Source organism: Mucilaginibacter sp. OK268 (assembly GCF_900103125.1).
In the GTDB taxonomy this organism is placed as follows: Bacteria; Bacteroidota; Bacteroidia; order Sphingobacteriales; family Sphingobacteriaceae; genus Mucilaginibacter.
This window is the reverse complement of the sequence record NZ_FNJV01000001.1, coordinates 1,104,233-1,120,840: the sequence shown is the minus strand read 5'-3', so window position 1 is coordinate 1,120,840 and position 16,608 is coordinate 1,104,233. Positions and strand designations below refer to the sequence as shown.

Here is a 16,608-nt window from a genome sequence, read left to right as displayed (position 1 = left end):
AAGCCCTCACAACCAAAAGAATCGGCAATCAATTATTAGTTATATGTTATTACTGATTAGTAGCCCGGGTTTTGTGTCAGATTTTTATTATTCTGTAATTCAACCTGGGGTATTGGCCATAGCCATCCTTTTGAGGCATCAAAAACACGTGTGGTTTTCTTTTCGCGCTCAAACTGCCAGGTGGCAGCAGAAGCAGGATTTGACAGTTTTGCAATGACATATCCGTAAACATCATGCACAGTGCTTACATCTTCCCAACGCCGCATGTCAGAATACCGTGTGGCTTCCATGGCAAACTCAACCCTACGCTCATGTCTTACTACAGCTCTTAATTGAGCCTGCGATAAACCAGTTCCTTCAATAGTTTCAACTTTAGGCATGTTTACCGAAGTCCGTTGCCTTACCTGATCTATCAGGTCATAAACTTCCTGAGAAGTGCTGCCACTTTCAATCAAGGCCTCTGCACGCATCAACAAAATATCAGCATAGCGCATCAATATAAAATTAAGACCAGCATTATAAGGGTCGCTGCCTATGTTGGCATATTTTCTTGGTCGCGCACCGGTCAATTGTCCATCACTTGCCGGAATATAAATAACCGACCCGAACTGTGAGCCTGGCAAAACAAATGTAGCAGCCAGTCGCGGATCTCTGCTTACAAATGGTTGTTGACTGTTATAGCCCGATGCGGCAGAACTTATGGGAAGCCCCGATTGTGTATAATAAGTGTCAATAATATCGGCAGTAACTCCAGGTGTTGGCCACACAACAAATGAAAGGGTAAAGCTTGGCCAGGGTTGTGCACGGCTGTTTTCCAGGTATTGTATATCAAATATCACCTCGCTGTTGTTTTCATTAGCTTCCGTAAATAATCCTCCGTAATCAGGAAAGAGGGAATACACTCCTAAATCAATCACCTGTTTGGCGGCAGCAGCAGCCTCGGCCCAGTTTTTATTGTATAACAGTGCACGGGTTTTAAAAGATAGTGCAGCCCCTTTGGTAGCCCGGCCTACATCCGTTGAGGAGTAACTGTTTGGAAGAACCGAGGCTGCGTAATCAAAATCAGCCAGGGCCGAATCCAATACAGTTTGCTTAGCTGTTCGCGATACCGCAGCTTCTGATAAAGGAAGTGTTTTAAGCACTAAAGGCACATCGCCATAAAAGTGAACCAGATCGGCATACATCACCCCCCGCAGCATACGAGCCTCCCCCCTCATCGCGTTTTTCAATGACGCATCCATGGTTACTGTGCCAATGTTTTCCAGAAAAGTATTGGCGCGTGCAATGGTTTGGTAAGCTATTGTCCATTTATTGGTTGCCCGCCAACTACTGGAGTTTTGTTGCCAGGCGCTAAAGTCAAGAGAACCCTGCCAGCTATCCTGACAATAATTATTGTCAGACATGAAATCGTACTGATACCAATTATCGTTGTAGGCAGAATAAATACCCATTAAAGCCAATTTTGCCTGTGTAGGCCCGGTAAAGAAGGTTTGAGTATCAAACTGATCTAATGGCGTTTTGTCTAATATATTTTTTTTACACGCCGACATCATCATCAAGAGGAGGACTGCGCCTATGATATTTTTAATTTTCATAATCTTTTTTTATGGATGATAATCCTGTTGAATTATCCATTTTAACACAATCAGTTTAGAAATTCACGTTGGCACCTATAGTGAAAATACGGGTTTGAGGGTAAGCTTCGGCCCTGGTTTCACCTACCGGTTGCTCCGGATCATAACCTTTAAACTTGGTGAACGTAAATGCATTCTGCACATTTCCATAGATCCTGAAATTGCCTATTTTCATTCGTTGCAATAGTTTTGCAGGCAGCGTATAACCTAATTCAATGCTTTTAACCCGCAGATAAGACGCGTTTTCCATATAATAGGACGATGCTATGGTTCTTCTGGCATCATCCAACGTTAGCCGTGGGATGTTTGTGTTTGTATGATCTGGCGTCCACCTGTTCAGCCACCAAATTCCGGTATTGCTAAACCCTGAGAATTCTTCAAAAATTTCGAGACTTTGATATCCGTTAATACCCTGGACACCCTGAAGGAATAATGTAAAATCAAAACCTTTCCAGGCCAGGTTCACTTGTGCCGAATACGCTATATCCGGAAATTGCTTACCAATAACTGTACGATCTTTATCCATCGTTACTTTACCATCGCCATTAAGGTCGGCAAATTTCAAATCTCCGGGCAATGCCGAATAATTATCAACCGACACAACACCTGGTTTTAAAACATATTGCCTGCCTGCGGGAGTTATACCCGGATCACTATTATTTTGCCATGTAAAATCAGATATCTGGTACAAACCCGCTACTTTGTAACCATAAAAGGCATTAACTGCGCTTCCTTCAACCAGTGCTTTTACTCCGTTGATGATTGGACTTGTACCGTATAAATCAGTCACTTTATTAGTAATGTGCGATATGTTCATGGTAACATTCAGCTTCATCTGGTTATCAAAAACCTTTTTATATGAAGCCATAAACTCTATACCCTGATTCTTTACTTTTCCAACGTTTTGGTAAGGCGGCGCATAGGCTCCCATGGTTATCGGTATAGGAACCTGCAATAATATATTATCGGTGTATTTCCAGAAATAATCAGCTGTTATTGTGAAATTATTAAAAAGCGATGCATCAATACCAATGTTGGTTTGTGTAGTGGTTTCCCAGGTAGTGTTTGCATTGGCCAGGGAAGTCACCGCTACGCCTGGGGCCAATGTTCCTCCTAAGGAATAGTTTTGTCCGGATGAGAGTACCTGACTGGCAGCATACCGGGAATTGATGTTCTGGTTACCCAGTTTACCCCATGAACCTCTGATCTTAAGATTACTGATCCATGAAACACCTTTCATAAAATCCTCCTGCCCTAGCCGCCAGCCAGCCGAGAACGACGGAAATGCCCCCCACTGCTTACCTTTGGCAAAACGTGATGAGCCATCACGGCGAACATTAGCCTCAAATAAATATTTGTCGGCGTAGGAATACCCTAATCTGCCGAAATATGATTCCAAACCCAGTGCGCTGGCACTGCTGTTATTAGTTTGGGTTGAAGCATCTCCTAAAGCAATTTCCTGCTGTGTGTTGTTAACAAAGCCACTCCGGTAAGCACTTACCCAATTAGAGTCAAACTCCTCCTGCGAGTAACCTGCTAAAAGGTTTATATTATGTTTTTTAAAATTTTTCACATAGCGAAGCAGGGCGGTAAGCTGGGTTTGCGAATCCTGTGCATTCTGATCTGTAAGATTAGCTACGTTTACGTTGTAGCCACCACCCAATTTAGCTGTAGTAAAATTGGGGTTAAAAGATTTACCATGATTCTGTGTCCAGCTATACCCGTATGAAAGCTCGGCCGTCAAACCATTTAGTATTCTATAGTTAGCACCAAATATGGTGTTGATCTGCGATTTAAGGTTAGTACTCAAACTCCCCGCCATGATTTCCCCGTAATAATTATTTTCACCATTTACGGCTACATATTCACCGGCAGCATTTTTTAACGGCCATATTGGTGCGTTGTTGGCATACCATTTAGCTTGCCATTCATTACTGGATGTTTGTGTGGTTCCTCTGCTACCAAATATATTGGCAGATAGCTTAAGCCTGTTATCCTTTAAAAAATAGGCATCTAAATTTGACCGGAAAGTATAACGGTTATACGTATTGCCCACCAAAATCCCATCCTGATCAAGGTATCCGAGCATAAAGGCGTAATTAAGGTTGTCAGTTCCCCCGGAAAGATTCAAATGGTGGTTCTGCATATTGGCTTTATTATAAAAAACCTTTAAATAGTTGGTGTTGGGATATAAAATATCTGAACCATTAGCATATTTCGCTATATCTGAAGCAGAGTATTTTGCCTGTTGGCCGGTGTTAATGGCTGCTTCATTATACAATGTAGCATATTGTACCGAGTTCATGGTTTTAGGCAGTGCCGTAGGATCTTGAACACCCCAATAAGTATCGTATGATAATTTCACTTTTTTATTACTCCCCCGTTTGGTAGTAACAATAATAACCCCATTTGCCGCCCTGCTGCCATATATAGCTGAAGAAGCCGCATCTTTCAGCACGGAAAACGATTGTATATCGGCCGGATTGACATCATCCATACTTCCGGGCAATCCGTCAATAAGTACTAAAGGGTCGCTGTTGTTTAGTGTTCCGACACCTCTTATATTAATAGTGGCACCATCCCCACCGGCTTTACCGGATGCCTGCAATGCATAAACGCCGGGGACCTGCCCTTGTAGTGCCGCGCTTGAACTGGTTAAAGGTCTTGACCCAAGATCCTCCATATTAACTGTATTAACAGCCCCGGTAAGATTTACCTTTTTTTCTGTGCCATACCCCACCACTACTACTTCGCTCAGATCCTTTGGTGCCTCCCTCAAATGAATAGTTAATATATCCTGGCCACGAGTGGAAACCTCCTGCGAAGTAAAGCCTACAAAACTGATGATCAGCGTACTGTTTGCATCGGGAATCTCCAGTAGGAATTTACCGTTAACATCTGTAACAGTACCGGTTGTGGTGCCTTTAACTTTGATTGTTACCCCGGGGAGCGGGATCCCTTTTTCATCGGTGACGATACCCTGTATCTTTTGTAACACCAGGCTATTGTTGATCCCCAGGCCAGTTAGGTCCATCGCCTTTTTCACCAAAATAGTACGGTTAATGATTTTATAAGTAAACGGTGTGTTTTTAAAACATTGATCAAGTACCTGTTCAACAGAAGCATTAGTTAGTTCCAGGCTTACATTGCGTGAAGATGACAGATCATTTATTTTGAAAAGAAAATGGTAACTGCTTTGATCTTCAATGAGCTGCAGAACCTTTTCGATCGAAATATTTTTTTGACGTATGGTCACCTGCTGACTAAAGCTCTTGGCACTCACTTGTATAAATGCTGCGATCAGGAAAATAGCAGTGAGTTTCATGGTTAATATTATTGAGGTACAATCAGGCCATGCCGTGGGCATTACCTTATGATTTAATTTCATATTTTTACAATGTTTGGGTAAGTAATAATGTCAATTCGTCAATTGGTTTTAGGCACCCAAATACTGCCGGGAAGTGGTTCGAACACTTTTCGGCTTTTTTATAAAATCTAAGATCAATGAATCTGACTATTATAAAGTGGGGTACCTTTTAAGGGCAGAATTAAATTTGTATTTCTTCTTTCATAAGCTCATCATTTTAGGTTAAAAATTAGTTAGTTATAATTTTATTACATTGGTTTTAATTGGTTCAGCCTGCTTATCTTACATGTAATTACATCTTAATCTTTTATAATCAGGTTTTTCCCATCAAGCGTATAATTTACCCCCATATACTTGATCATAGTAAGCATTTCAGAAAGGTTTACATTTCGGGATATCCTCCCTCTATATAAGATATGGGTGGGTGGGCCGGCGTAAATAATGTTAATATCATACCACCTGGCAGCCTGCCGCATGATTGATGTGATATCGGCACTATTAAATTCAAATATTCCGTTTTTCCAGGCCACGGCTTCTTCTATATTCACATCTTTGGCAATTTTCATTTCATCGCTTTCATTTAACAAGGCCTGGTCGCCAGGTTTTAAAGTGCCAACTGCTTGTTTACCTTTTATTTTTACCGAACCCTCCAACAGGGTTGTTTTGGAGAACGCTTCATCCGGATAATCATTTACATTAAAATGCGTACCTAGAACGGTAATTTCAGCCCTGGTTGATTTCACAATAAATGGCTTTGCAGGGTTCCTGGCAACCTCAAAATAGGCCTCCCCACTAATCTCTACCTGTCTTGTTTTGCCGCTAAAACTGGCTGGGAATTTCAAATAAGATAATGCATTCAACCACACTTTGGTTCCATCAGGTAAAATCACCTGATACTGTCCACCCTTGGGGGTGTTGATGATATTTAATTTGTCATTACCGGAAACAGCACCCTCTCTATTAACCTTATAAACAAGCAATCCTTCTGTAGTTTTAGACACCTTCACATTGCCTTGCCTGGTCAACAAACCTTTTTTCGCGTTATTCAAAATAATTTTAGAGCCATCAGCTAGCGTCAGTACGGCATTATTACCACCGGGAGGAATATCATGTAGTTTTACCTTGGCTATTTCAGATACAACTTTATGACGGATGGAGAACAAGGAATAAAGCGAAAAGCATATGATCAGAGCAACGGAGGCTGCCACAGCAATTTTAGGCCACAACCGCCAAGTTTTATCATCACCGCTTTGTTGCGTCCCGTCAATATTTAGGACGGGCTTCTGTCTGTTTACAGCATCAGTATCCAACAGTACTGTATCATTGCTATTGTTGATTTCGCTTAAAATTTGCGCAAATAGTTTCTCCTTAACAAGATTTTTCTCATCATCGCGAAGTGCAACAAGGCTTTCAGGTGTATTATCAAATGACCTGAACCATTGATATACCTCCCTGATCTCATCAGGCGTGCAATTTCCAGACAGGTATCTTTCAATCACTTCAACTGAAATATTTTTTTCCATGAAAAAGGGTTATTAAAAATGGTTCACTCTTGGTTTATATAAAGTGAAGTCAATTAAAATAGCCGTACCCCCTAAATAAATTTTAAAAAAATTACCCAGGCAAAAATGAGCCCATACAACATAGCTTGGTAACCGACAACAAGTGAGCGGCGAACAGCTCTTATATATGATTTCTGAGTACCAAAATGGCCAGCAACAGCGAGCTCTTCAAATTAATACGGAGGCAACGGATAGCATTGGTAATATGGTTCTCCACGGTTTTTTCTGATATATTTAAGAGACGGGCAATTTCCTTATTGGACTTATTCCCGATACGACTAAGCTCAAATACCGAACGGCAACGTGTCGGAAGCTTTTCCAGCTCTTTATTAATAATGCCTTGCAGATCATTTAAATGCACCATATCCTCCATTGAAGTATCAAGTTGCTCTGCAACAGCAGTATAGGACAATTGCAAATACTGATTTTTATGGGCTTCCTTCTTGAGGTGATTGATGATCAGATAACTTATGGATGAAAACAGATAAGCTTTTAAGGATTCGTTAATCCTGATAGTACTTCTGTTTTGCCAAAATTTAGCAAAAAAGTTCTGTACTATTTCTTCTGAAGCCTCCCTGCATCTGAGCCTTTTATTAGTAAAAACATAGAGTTTATACCAATATCGGTTATATATTTCTTTAAAAGCTACGAGTTCATCACTTTGGATTAAACCCGTAAGTTCTTCATCTGAAAGTTCAGGATACCCTTTCATTAGTGTTAGTCGCTTAATTAGAGGCGTTGTTTATATTATTGGTTCGTCGAAAGAATGTACTAATTTCTGATGCCAATTTAGTTTAATTAATTGTAAAATATACAATTAATTATTTATTGTCATTTTTTATTTATGGTGGGAATATCCTCAAGTACAAGGATTTAAGCTATATCAAATAACGTTCAATACAATATAGATATCTATCAATTTGTAAAGAATGGTTAAAGAGATGGAGAGCCGGCACAAAAGCCAGGGCATCCGTTTTACCGTCTCTGCCGATCAATCTACCTACACCCTTAAATCGGTCGAGGCGGTTATGACTGACCTGGTTTTAGCCGTAATTATAGTCGGTATTGTTATGCTGGTTTTACCATGCTCCATCATCCCTACGTTTATGGCGATGTTATTGCTGGGCTTTTCACTCAACCTGATGAGGTTGATAGCAATGTTCTTAGTGGTCGGTATTCTGGTGGATAATTCCATCGTGGTATTAGAAAACATTTACAGGCAGTACTTACAAAATGGAAAGCAGTGACAAGGATGCAGGCGTCTAAACACTTGAGGGTTTGATAGATAAGATCAAATAATATTAACACATCAACATCTAATCTCGTGAATATTAGGGCAATATGCTCTTCGTGTAGATTCTGTATTTTTTGTAAGGCTCGCCTTTAATGGCTAAAATCGCATTATTGATCAAATGGTTATCTTCCAATGTCCACGAGGCTTCTGCATACTTCAGTTTCTTTCGTCGGTATTCTTTGATGATCGTTCCATATAAACAGGCTTCAATTCCCATTTTACGATAACCGTCAATGACACCCAGCAAAATGATCCTGATACCGGAAACTTTCTTTCTATTGAGCAATATCTTGAACAGGCCGGTCGGCAACAGCCGGCCTCGTTTTACTTTTTTCAGCACCTGGTTAAAATCAGGTATTGCCAATGCAAATCCTACAATTTTACCGTCCTGCTCAGCCAACTGACAAAAATCCGGGTCAAGGATCATTTTCATTTCCTTACCTATGTGGTCAAACTCGTGGTCGGTCATGGGTACAAAACCGGTATTTTTATCCCATGCTTTGTTATAAACCTCCCGGATACTGACAGCTTCCTGCTTAAAATTTTTCATATTGATCCTGCGCAGAGAAATCCGGTTACGTTTCTGGCGCTCCTGTAACTGATCAAGCAGCCTGACCGACTTGTCATCATAGCCATCCTCTCCGAAACGAAAGGCCAGGAGATCCAGTTTTTTGGAAAAACCGATATTTTCAATCAGTCGCTGGTAATACGGGGCATTATAGGGCATCATAACCACCGGCGGAAATTCAAAGCCTTCTACGAGCAGCCCACATGTTTCATTAAAGGAAAAGTTAGCCGGCCCGATAATATTCTTTACATTCCTGTACTCCAGCCATTCGGTCACAGCATCAAAAAGAAGATTAGCAACTATTTGATCATTAATGCAATCAAAGAAACCGAAAAAGCCATCGGCTGCATGATTATAATGATTATGCCTGTTATTAAGAATAGCAGCGATACGGCCAACCACTTTATCCCCATCATAGGCCAAAAAGCACTGTACCGATGAGTGTTCATAGAAAGGGTGCTTGGTAAACAGCTCCTTTTGGGCGATAAAAAGTTCCGGCACATACTTCGGATCATCTTTATATAGATCGCATGGAAAATCGATAAAGGCAGTCAAGCCATCTTTGCGGGTTATGGGTTTAATCCGGATCATTTGCGGGTGCATTTTGCATTTGTTGAAATACAAAAATGTAACTGGTAACCGTCAGATTTTTTTTTAGCTGACCGAAGTGCCAAAATTGGGAACTGAACATACAAAAGAGCGAACCAAACGTGGAACTATAAAGCAATTTATACTCACTTACGACGATGATTGATCGAGCCATTTTTTCAATTGACCTGACTTTTCCCTGCTCATGAGGATACCCTCATCCAAAGCAGGCGACAGTTCAAGTTTTAGCTGCCCGTTAAAGGACTGATGAATCTTATAAATGGATTTGAGTGAAACAATAAACTGACGGCTGATCCGGAAAAAGGTTTCCGGGTCCATTTCTTTTTCCAATAACTCCAAAGTCTGGTCTATCATATACCGTTGCGACTGATGGGTAACCAGGAATGTCGCTTTGTTTTCTGAAGTAAAATAAGCTATCTCATCTGCCATCACCAGTATATACTTGTCCCGATAGGCAACTAAAAACCGGGAACGATAGATCGGTTGTTTTGTCTGCATACTTCTGATCAGGCTCAACATATTTTCATTACTCCCCAATCCGGCAATTGACTTTGCTTTAGCCATACTTTTTTCCAGTTTATCAGCCTCCAGTGGTTTCAGCAGATAATCTACACCGTTGACTTCAAAGGCTTTTAGCGCATATTCGTCATAAGCTGTAATGAATACCACTGGAGCGGTAATTTGCACCTGGTTAAAGATCTCAAAGCTTAAACCGTCTGTAAGCCGGATATCCATAAAGATAATATCCGGCTGCTCATGCATTTTCAGCCATTGTATGCTGGCCTGTACCGTTTGAAGACTTCCTAATACTGTAATGTTCCTGTCTAAAACATGAAGCATTTTTTCAAGCCTTTGTATGTTCGGAAGCTCATCTTCGATGATTAAAACACTGGGCATAGTTTATATTGTTTAATTATTTAAATCAATTAAAGGAACTTTCACCCTGAAAAAACGATCATCATCGGTAATAACAGGCACTTGTCTGTTTATCAGGCGGTATCTTTCCCTGATATTTTTAAGCCCCACATTTGTACCTGGTTCAGGAATGTTTTTGGGCATTTTATTATTCTCTACAATCATAAAATGCTTGTCCTGAAAGTAAATATGAATATTAAGCGGCGATTCCGTACTGAACACATTATGCTTGATGGCATTTTCTATCAGCAATTGCAAGGTCAAAGGAGGCAGGCCAGAGAGGATAGCTTTCCCGGCTTCATCAATCCTGACGTTAATTCCGCTTCCATACCTGATCTGATACAAAAACAAATAGGCCTTTATAAATTCCAGTTCTTCTGTTAAAGCTATTACATTCTGCGTCCTGTTAGTTAGCATATACCGATAAATGGACGACAATTTGGCGATGTAGGAAACTGCAGTCGACGGCTGATCTTCTATTAACGCGGTTACAATACTCAGGTTGTTAAACAGAAAGTGCGGATCAAGCTGTAATTTCAATGCATCGAGCTGCGCCTGTGTAGTTAGCTGTTCCATTTCCAGCGATTTCAATTTGGCATCATTCCAGCGGTAAAAGAAATACTCAGCTGCAAAAACAGCGGTGATCAACAAAGAAAAGATTACACCAACAATGACAGTTTGTCTAAACATTAACTCGTCATAACCAAAATAATTGGGGAACTTGAATTTAAAAAATGAGCTTAATATAATATAGATGATTATAATATGCAAGGAAAGCTGAATGCCGAACCTGCTTTTGATCCGGTTTTCCCAGGCGTACCATTTATTAAGCCAGGCTGTCAACTGGATACCAGTCTCAAACAGGGTGGTTGCATAAGCTACAGCAAATACAAATTCCAGGATAAAGTCGCCGAACGCATAATACCGCCAACTGTTAAAGATCCGGTCGGCAGGATTGATCAGCACCATGATCAGGTATAAAACCAAGCCGAAGCCCGGATAACCATATATCCGGTATAACCGATAGCTGTGTTTATGCATATGCTAAAATAGAGATAAACCTATAAATATGGTAAACGATCAATTTACCCGTTTCCAGGTTTCATTAAAGCTGAGAAAACCCCATTTTACTTTAAGATTCAACTGTGTGCCCGAATCATTGATGGTAAAACGGCCGTGATAAGTTTTATTGTCTTTCGGGTCGATCACGATCCCTTCAAAAACCTTCGCGGTTGTTGATTTAAGCTCTTTAGCAATGATCTTATTATTATTGCCTTTGTCCTTTTCTATTTCAGCGCTTATCTGTCTTGCTGTAAATACGGGCCCTTCAGAATAAAATTCAATAATATCTTTATCCGGGGTTTCCCATTTACCGATGATGGCAGCCCGCTGCGCATGGGAGATTAAGCCAAAAAATACAGAGAATAGGGTAGTCATCATTACTTGTTTGTACATGGCTATAAAATTTAAATGGTGAATTATAAAGGAGCTTTGATCCCAATCATAGCGCTGATCCCGCTCAAATGAGTACTTGACTTATTAGGAAGATTAGGAATAGTAGATCCCTGGCCTTCCAGGAATAATATAAACGATTTGGATATTTTGTAATTGACGCCCCCGCCTGCGTTGATATACAAATAAGTACCCGAGAAAGTGGTGTAATTGACCGTATTCGTTGACTGGCTAAAGGACGTAGCCGGAACATCAATAAAGGATGCTCCAGCTCCTGCCAGGATAAATGGCTGCCAGCGGCCAAAACTATGCTGGTAACCGATGTTTAAACCCAGATTTGTACTGTTGGCCTTGGCATCAATCAGCGAGTTTACAGCTCCAAAGTTGCTTTGCGATTTGAAGTTGACCGTGGTTTGGCCAAATTGCAATTTGGCAAAGTAATTCTGATGATAATTGAGCTGAAGAGTCGTCATGGCATTGGAGCCGGTCAGCGTTTTTTGGCCTTTTGCCTGATCATAAGGAATAAAAAGGCCGACTGAACCGCCAAAGTCCAGATAAAGTTTCCGGGCAGTAGGGTCATCGTTGCTTTGTGCACGGGCGGTGGATGCTAATGCGCCGATAAATATCAGCGTAATACAAAATTTAGTTTTCATAAGGGGGATTAATTGATACGGTAGTATTAGCGGTGATTGATGAAAATTCAAACTGCTATAAAAGATTTAAAGGATGGTGCCTGTTGCTTTATAATATCCGGCAACTGCGGTGAGGTATTCGAAAACACTTTGGGTATAGTCATTATCTGCCTGAACTAACTGCAATTCCGCGTCTGCCACATCGGTATATTTAGCAAAGCCCCTTTGCCATCGGGTCTGTATAAAGACTAATGCCTGTTCTCTCGCAGATCTGATATTCTGCTGACCTTTTATTTTGTTGGTGTTTTCTATGATGGTCAGGCGGTTATTACGAACTTGCAGATTCGCCCGGTTCTCCATTAGGCCGCGTTCGGTGATCACCTGCTCTAAAGCGAGCTTACTTTGTTTGACCCTGGCATCGGTACGAAAACCCGTGAAGATGGGAATAGTGAGTTGAATACCCACGTAAAAACTGTTGGGTACATTGTAGCGGCTGAAATTGAAATTATCTGACTGCGCCTGCAAAGAATACTGGCTTACAAAGGCCAGTGATGGCAAATATTTTGATTGCTCATTTTTAACCTGCTGCCGGGCAATTTGGTTTTTCCAGTCATTAACCTTCAGATCAGGGCGTTTGCCATGGTCGAGTTGCACACTATCATTCATGGCACTCCGCTGTTCGCCTAATAATGCTACACCAACGCTATCTGTCAGCTCCAGCTCTTTGTCCAGTGACAGATTTAAAAGCGACTTCAGATAATTACCGGATTGTTTTACGGCTATTCCTGCTTTACCACAGTTAATCTTCATCAGTTCTACATTACTCCAGGCATTCAGTGTATCGCTTTTATTGGCATAACCTTTACCACATAACAGGCGGCTGTCCTTTAAATTACGCTGTGAGCGATTTAGGGCTGCATTGGTCAGCACCAGGTTCTGCCGGGCAATTAAAATATTGAAATAGGCCTTCCGGATCTCATCTGCCAGTTCCCAGCGACTCAACTCCACATTGGCATTATTGAGTCCTTCATTTAAATGCGCTGTCTTCACATTTCCGGCGACCTCCTCATTAAAAAGTGGCATACTAACGTTGATATTCCCGTTATAGGCGTTTTTGGCAGAGGCATTTATCGGTTGCAGATTTTTGTCATCATAAGTGATCTGTGAAGCCGAGTTGATTCCGAATGTAGGGAGAAAGAAAACAGCCGGTTTTAAATTCCGAACGTATTCTACCGTGATGCCAACCTGTGGATATTGATAAGACTGGGCCTCCTTCAAACCATATTTGGCCTTCTGCGCATCGATCTCCGCCAGTTTGATTTGTTGATTGGCGTTCAAGCCTGTAGATACGGCCTGTTTTAAAGAAAGCGATATTTTCGCCTGGGCATGTGCTGTGTTTACACTATTCAGCCCGAGCATGAAGCCTATAAAAACCAATGCCACTGTTCCTGCCGATTTTTTTATGGCCAGCCTTTGCCACAAATTGCTCAGGCTTGTTTTTAGCCTCATCATGGTATTGTACACTACCGGTACAACCACCAGTGTTAGGAACATGCTGCTGCTCAATCCGCCGATCAGCACCCAGGCAAGGCCGCTGCTGAACGCAGAGGATGCTCCGCTTGCTAATGCCAGTGGTAACATACCGATCACCATGGCCAGTGTAGTCATTAGTATCGGTCTGAACCTGGCTTTACCTGCTTCTACCAATGCCTCGTTGACCTGATCAATACCTGTATCATCATTTAAGAGATCGTTGGTTTTATCTACCAGCAAGATTCCGTTTTTAACCACCAAGCCCATCATCATGATCAAACCGAAAATAGAAAATACATTCATGGATTTGGCGGTCAATGCCAGTGCCAGCAAGGCCCCAGAAATTGCCAGCGGTATAGAAAACAAGATCACAAGGGGGAATAGCCAGTTATTATAAAGCGTAACCATGATCAGGTAGATCAAAGCAAAGGATACCAATAAAGCCATGCCCAGGTTAGTAAAAGAATCATCCTGAAGCTCCAGATCACCTTCATATAGAACTTTGACATCTTTACTAAGGTTCAGCTTTGCTATTTCCTGTTTAAGGTCTTCGCCCACATCGCCTACCGGTCTGCCGGAAACCTGCGCCAGCAAAGTGATACTGGGTTGCTTATTCCTTCGCTCAAGACCTGAAGGACCGGATTGCTGAACAACTTTGGCAAACTGGCTTAAATACACTAACTGGTTATTCGCATTAATGAACGTGAGTTTCATTAACTGATCCGTTTTATTGCGGTCGCTGACATCCAATTGTATCCTGGTATCGGTTTCTTTATCCTGATCGCGGAATTTAAGCTGGTCATTACCATAAACGGCCATCCGCATCGCGTCCCCTACTGCTTCCGTGTTTAATCCCAGTCTGGCCATCTGGTCACGATCCGCTACCAGCTTCATTTCAGGTTTACCCGATTCAGAAGATAATCTTGGACTAACCAATCCATTGACACTACGAATGTGGTCAAGGATAATCGATGCAGCGGTATTTACGCTATCCCGATTCGTTCCGGTAATCAGCAGCTGTACCGGCGCTTCATTGGCACCAAACAAACCGATGGGTGAAACCCGGCTTTTAACACCCGTAACTTCCATGGACAATGCCTTCAGATCCCTGGATAGTTGCGACAAGCTTTTCTTCCGTTCGGTTGACGGGATTAGCGACACATTGATGGTTGCCAGGTTCGAACTGTATTTTTCATTAAAACCATCGTTTTGATACCCCGTATTAGAAAACACTTTGGTAATCTCCGGAACGGTTTTTAGTTTATTTTCAATGATCCGGACCGTTGAGTCAGTTTCGGCCAGTTTAGTGCCTGGCTGCAGGTCAACGAACAACGATAGTTCACCTTTGTCTGCTGTCGGCAGAAACTCTGTTCCAACCGTATTGGAAGTAAGGAGCGTTAAAGAACCACCGAGAATGGTGATTGCTATCAAACCGATCACGATTCTGTGGTTAAGCCCCCAGGTTAGCAACCTGCCATATCCATCTGTAAGATCATGCATCCTGGCTTCAAACCAGAGGCCCGCCCTGCCAAAGATTGTTTTTGTACTTAAATGCTCCAGTTTGGCAAATCGGGAAGCGATCATAGGTGTCAAGGTAAAGGACACGATCAGGCTCGACAACGTTGACACAACAATAACCAGTGAAAACTCCTTGATCAAACTACCCACCAATCCCGGCACCAGCGTCATAGGCAGGAATACTACGACATCCACCAGTGTAATAGATAATGCCGCAAAGCCAATTTCGTTACGGCCGTCCAGCGCGGCATCCCACTTATCTTTTCCCTTTTCCAGATGATGGTAAATGTTCTCCAGCACCACGATGGAGTCATCTACCAGTACACCGATCACCAGGCTCATCGCCAGTAAGGTCATCAGGTTAAGCGAATAGTCCAACGCATACATCATGATAAATGCACTGAACAAGGAGGCCGGGATGGATACCATAATGATCAGCGAGTTGCGGATACTGTGCAAAAACACCAGCATAACCAGCGCCACCAACAGTATGGCGATACCCAAATCGTCATATACCTGATGAGCTGCCTCTAGTGTAAATTCAGAGCTGTCCTGGGCCACATTGAATCTGATCTTTTTACCGGCATATTCCTGTTCGATCTTTTGCAATTCTTCCCTTACAACTTTTGTTACTTCCGCGGCGTTGGCACCGGATTGTTTATTTATAAATAAGGCTATTGATGACTGGCCGTTAAGGCGGCTACTGATCTCTTCGTCCTTATGGCTGATCTTTACCGTCGCGACATCCTTCACGCTCAAGCTGCTGCCATCCGGATAGTTTTTGATCTTTAAATTTTTTACCTGGTTGGTATCTGTCAACTTACCACCCAGTTTAACACCAAACTGCGCATCCTTATCCTTGATCGTTCCTACGGGGTAATCAGCATTCGCCTTCCTGATCGTTTCATAAAGATCGGTTATGGATAATCCGTTGCTGATCAGTTTATCCTGTTTAGCCAGTACTTTGATCTCTTTGGGTGTTCCTCCAAGGATCTTCACTTTGCCAACACCTTTTACCTGTGCCAGCCGGGGCTTAAGCCGATTATTAACAAGATCATATAATTCGGTTGGTGTGATGGCTGCAGTTACTGCAAGCTTTAACACCGGCAGGTCATTCACATTGAATTTCTCCAATACGGGTGCTTTAACACCCTCCGGAAAATCCGATAAAGTACCATTTACAGTACGCTGTACTTCCTGCATAGCCTGATCAGGGTTGGCATCAGCCATAAATTCAATGGATACGACAGAAAGATTATCGGCCGATAAAGAATTGACCTTTTTGCTTTTACTTACGCCTGCAACCGCATCTTCAATTTTTTTGGTGACGCTGTTTTCCACGTCTTCGGGTGAAGCGCCGGGGTACGCTGTGATCACAGTAATAGTTGGTGTAGCCAGGTTGGGCAACAATTCATATTTTAAATTCTGGTAGCTGATGACACTCAAACCACCCAGGATCAGAAAGAATACGATGAATAAGATCGGCCTTTTAATAGCCAGTCCGGTGATGCTCATAAAAATAGA

11 protein-coding genes are annotated in these 16,608 nt (G+C 41.9%); 1 reads left to right on the top strand and 10 read right to left on the bottom strand.

What is annotated here, in order from left to right; translation table 11 throughout:
- Nucleotides 1-56: 56 nt before the first annotated feature.
- From BLR84_RS04715 to BLR84_RS04700, 4 genes are all read right to left on the bottom strand, one after another.
- On the bottom strand, nucleotides 57-1,595 hold the full coding sequence (locus BLR84_RS04715; protein ID WP_090465034.1) for a RagB/SusD family nutrient uptake outer membrane protein: 1,539 nt from the start codon (nucleotides 1,593-1,595) through the stop codon (nucleotides 57-59).
- A gap of 55 nt (nucleotides 1,596-1,650) precedes the next feature.
- Nucleotides 1,651-4,959 carry a TonB-dependent receptor gene (locus BLR84_RS04710; RefSeq protein WP_176851948.1) on the bottom strand — a complete coding sequence of 1,103 codons (3,309 nt, stop codon included), beginning with the start codon at nucleotides 4,957-4,959 and terminating at the stop codon, nucleotides 1,651-1,653.
- Nucleotides 4,960-5,300: 341 nt separating this feature from the next.
- Nucleotides 5,301-6,524 (bottom strand): FecR family protein, encoded by a 1,224-nt coding sequence (locus BLR84_RS04705; RefSeq protein WP_090465028.1) that lies wholly within the window; start codon nucleotides 6,522-6,524, stop codon nucleotides 5,301-5,303.
- 160 nt (nucleotides 6,525-6,684) lie between these two features.
- Entirely contained in the window at nucleotides 6,685-7,275 is a 591-nt protein-coding gene (locus tag BLR84_RS04700; protein WP_090465023.1) for an RNA polymerase sigma-70 factor, read from the bottom strand.
- A gap of 229 nt (nucleotides 7,276-7,504) precedes the next feature.
- On the opposite strand from BLR84_RS04700, the gene BLR84_RS04695 reads away from it, so the two are divergent.
- Nucleotides 7,505-7,810 carry an efflux RND transporter permease subunit gene (locus BLR84_RS04695; protein ID WP_255366853.1) on the top strand — a complete coding sequence of 102 codons (306 nt, stop codon included), beginning with the start codon at nucleotides 7,505-7,507 and terminating at the stop codon, nucleotides 7,808-7,810.
- Between the two features lie 84 nt (nucleotides 7,811-7,894).
- Here BLR84_RS04695 and BLR84_RS04690 read toward each other — a convergent pair whose 3' ends face one another.
- The 6 genes from BLR84_RS04690 to BLR84_RS04665 form a co-directional block, all read right to left on the bottom strand.
- The gene (locus BLR84_RS04690) at nucleotides 7,895-9,016 is read right to left on the bottom strand and encodes a hypothetical protein (protein ID WP_090465020.1); all 1,122 of its coding nucleotides are present in this window, start codon (nucleotides 9,014-9,016) and stop codon (nucleotides 7,895-7,897) included.
- A 147-nt stretch (nucleotides 9,017-9,163) separates the two neighbouring features.
- A complete protein-coding gene (locus BLR84_RS04685) occupies nucleotides 9,164-9,931 on the bottom strand; it encodes a LytR/AlgR family response regulator transcription factor (protein WP_090465017.1) in 768 nt (255 codons plus the stop codon).
- A gap of 12 nt (nucleotides 9,932-9,943) precedes the next feature.
- Nucleotides 9,944-10,990: a sensor histidine kinase gene (locus BLR84_RS04680; RefSeq protein WP_090465014.1), complete on the bottom strand. Its 1,047-nt coding sequence runs from the start codon at nucleotides 10,988-10,990 to the stop codon at nucleotides 9,944-9,946.
- A gap of 39 nt (nucleotides 10,991-11,029) precedes the next feature.
- Entirely contained in the window at nucleotides 11,030-11,404 is a 375-nt protein-coding gene (locus BLR84_RS04675) for a DUF2147 domain-containing protein (protein WP_090465011.1), read from the bottom strand.
- 23 nt (nucleotides 11,405-11,427) lie between these two features.
- On the bottom strand, nucleotides 11,428-12,054 hold the full coding sequence (locus BLR84_RS04670) for a hypothetical protein (protein WP_090465009.1): 627 nt from the start codon (nucleotides 12,052-12,054) through the stop codon (nucleotides 11,428-11,430).
- A gap of 66 nt (nucleotides 12,055-12,120) precedes the next feature.
- Nucleotides 12,121-16,599 (bottom strand): efflux RND transporter permease subunit, encoded by a 4,479-nt coding sequence (locus tag BLR84_RS04665; protein WP_090465006.1) that lies wholly within the window; start codon nucleotides 16,597-16,599, stop codon nucleotides 12,121-12,123.
- Nucleotides 16,600-16,608: the final 9 nt, after the last annotated feature.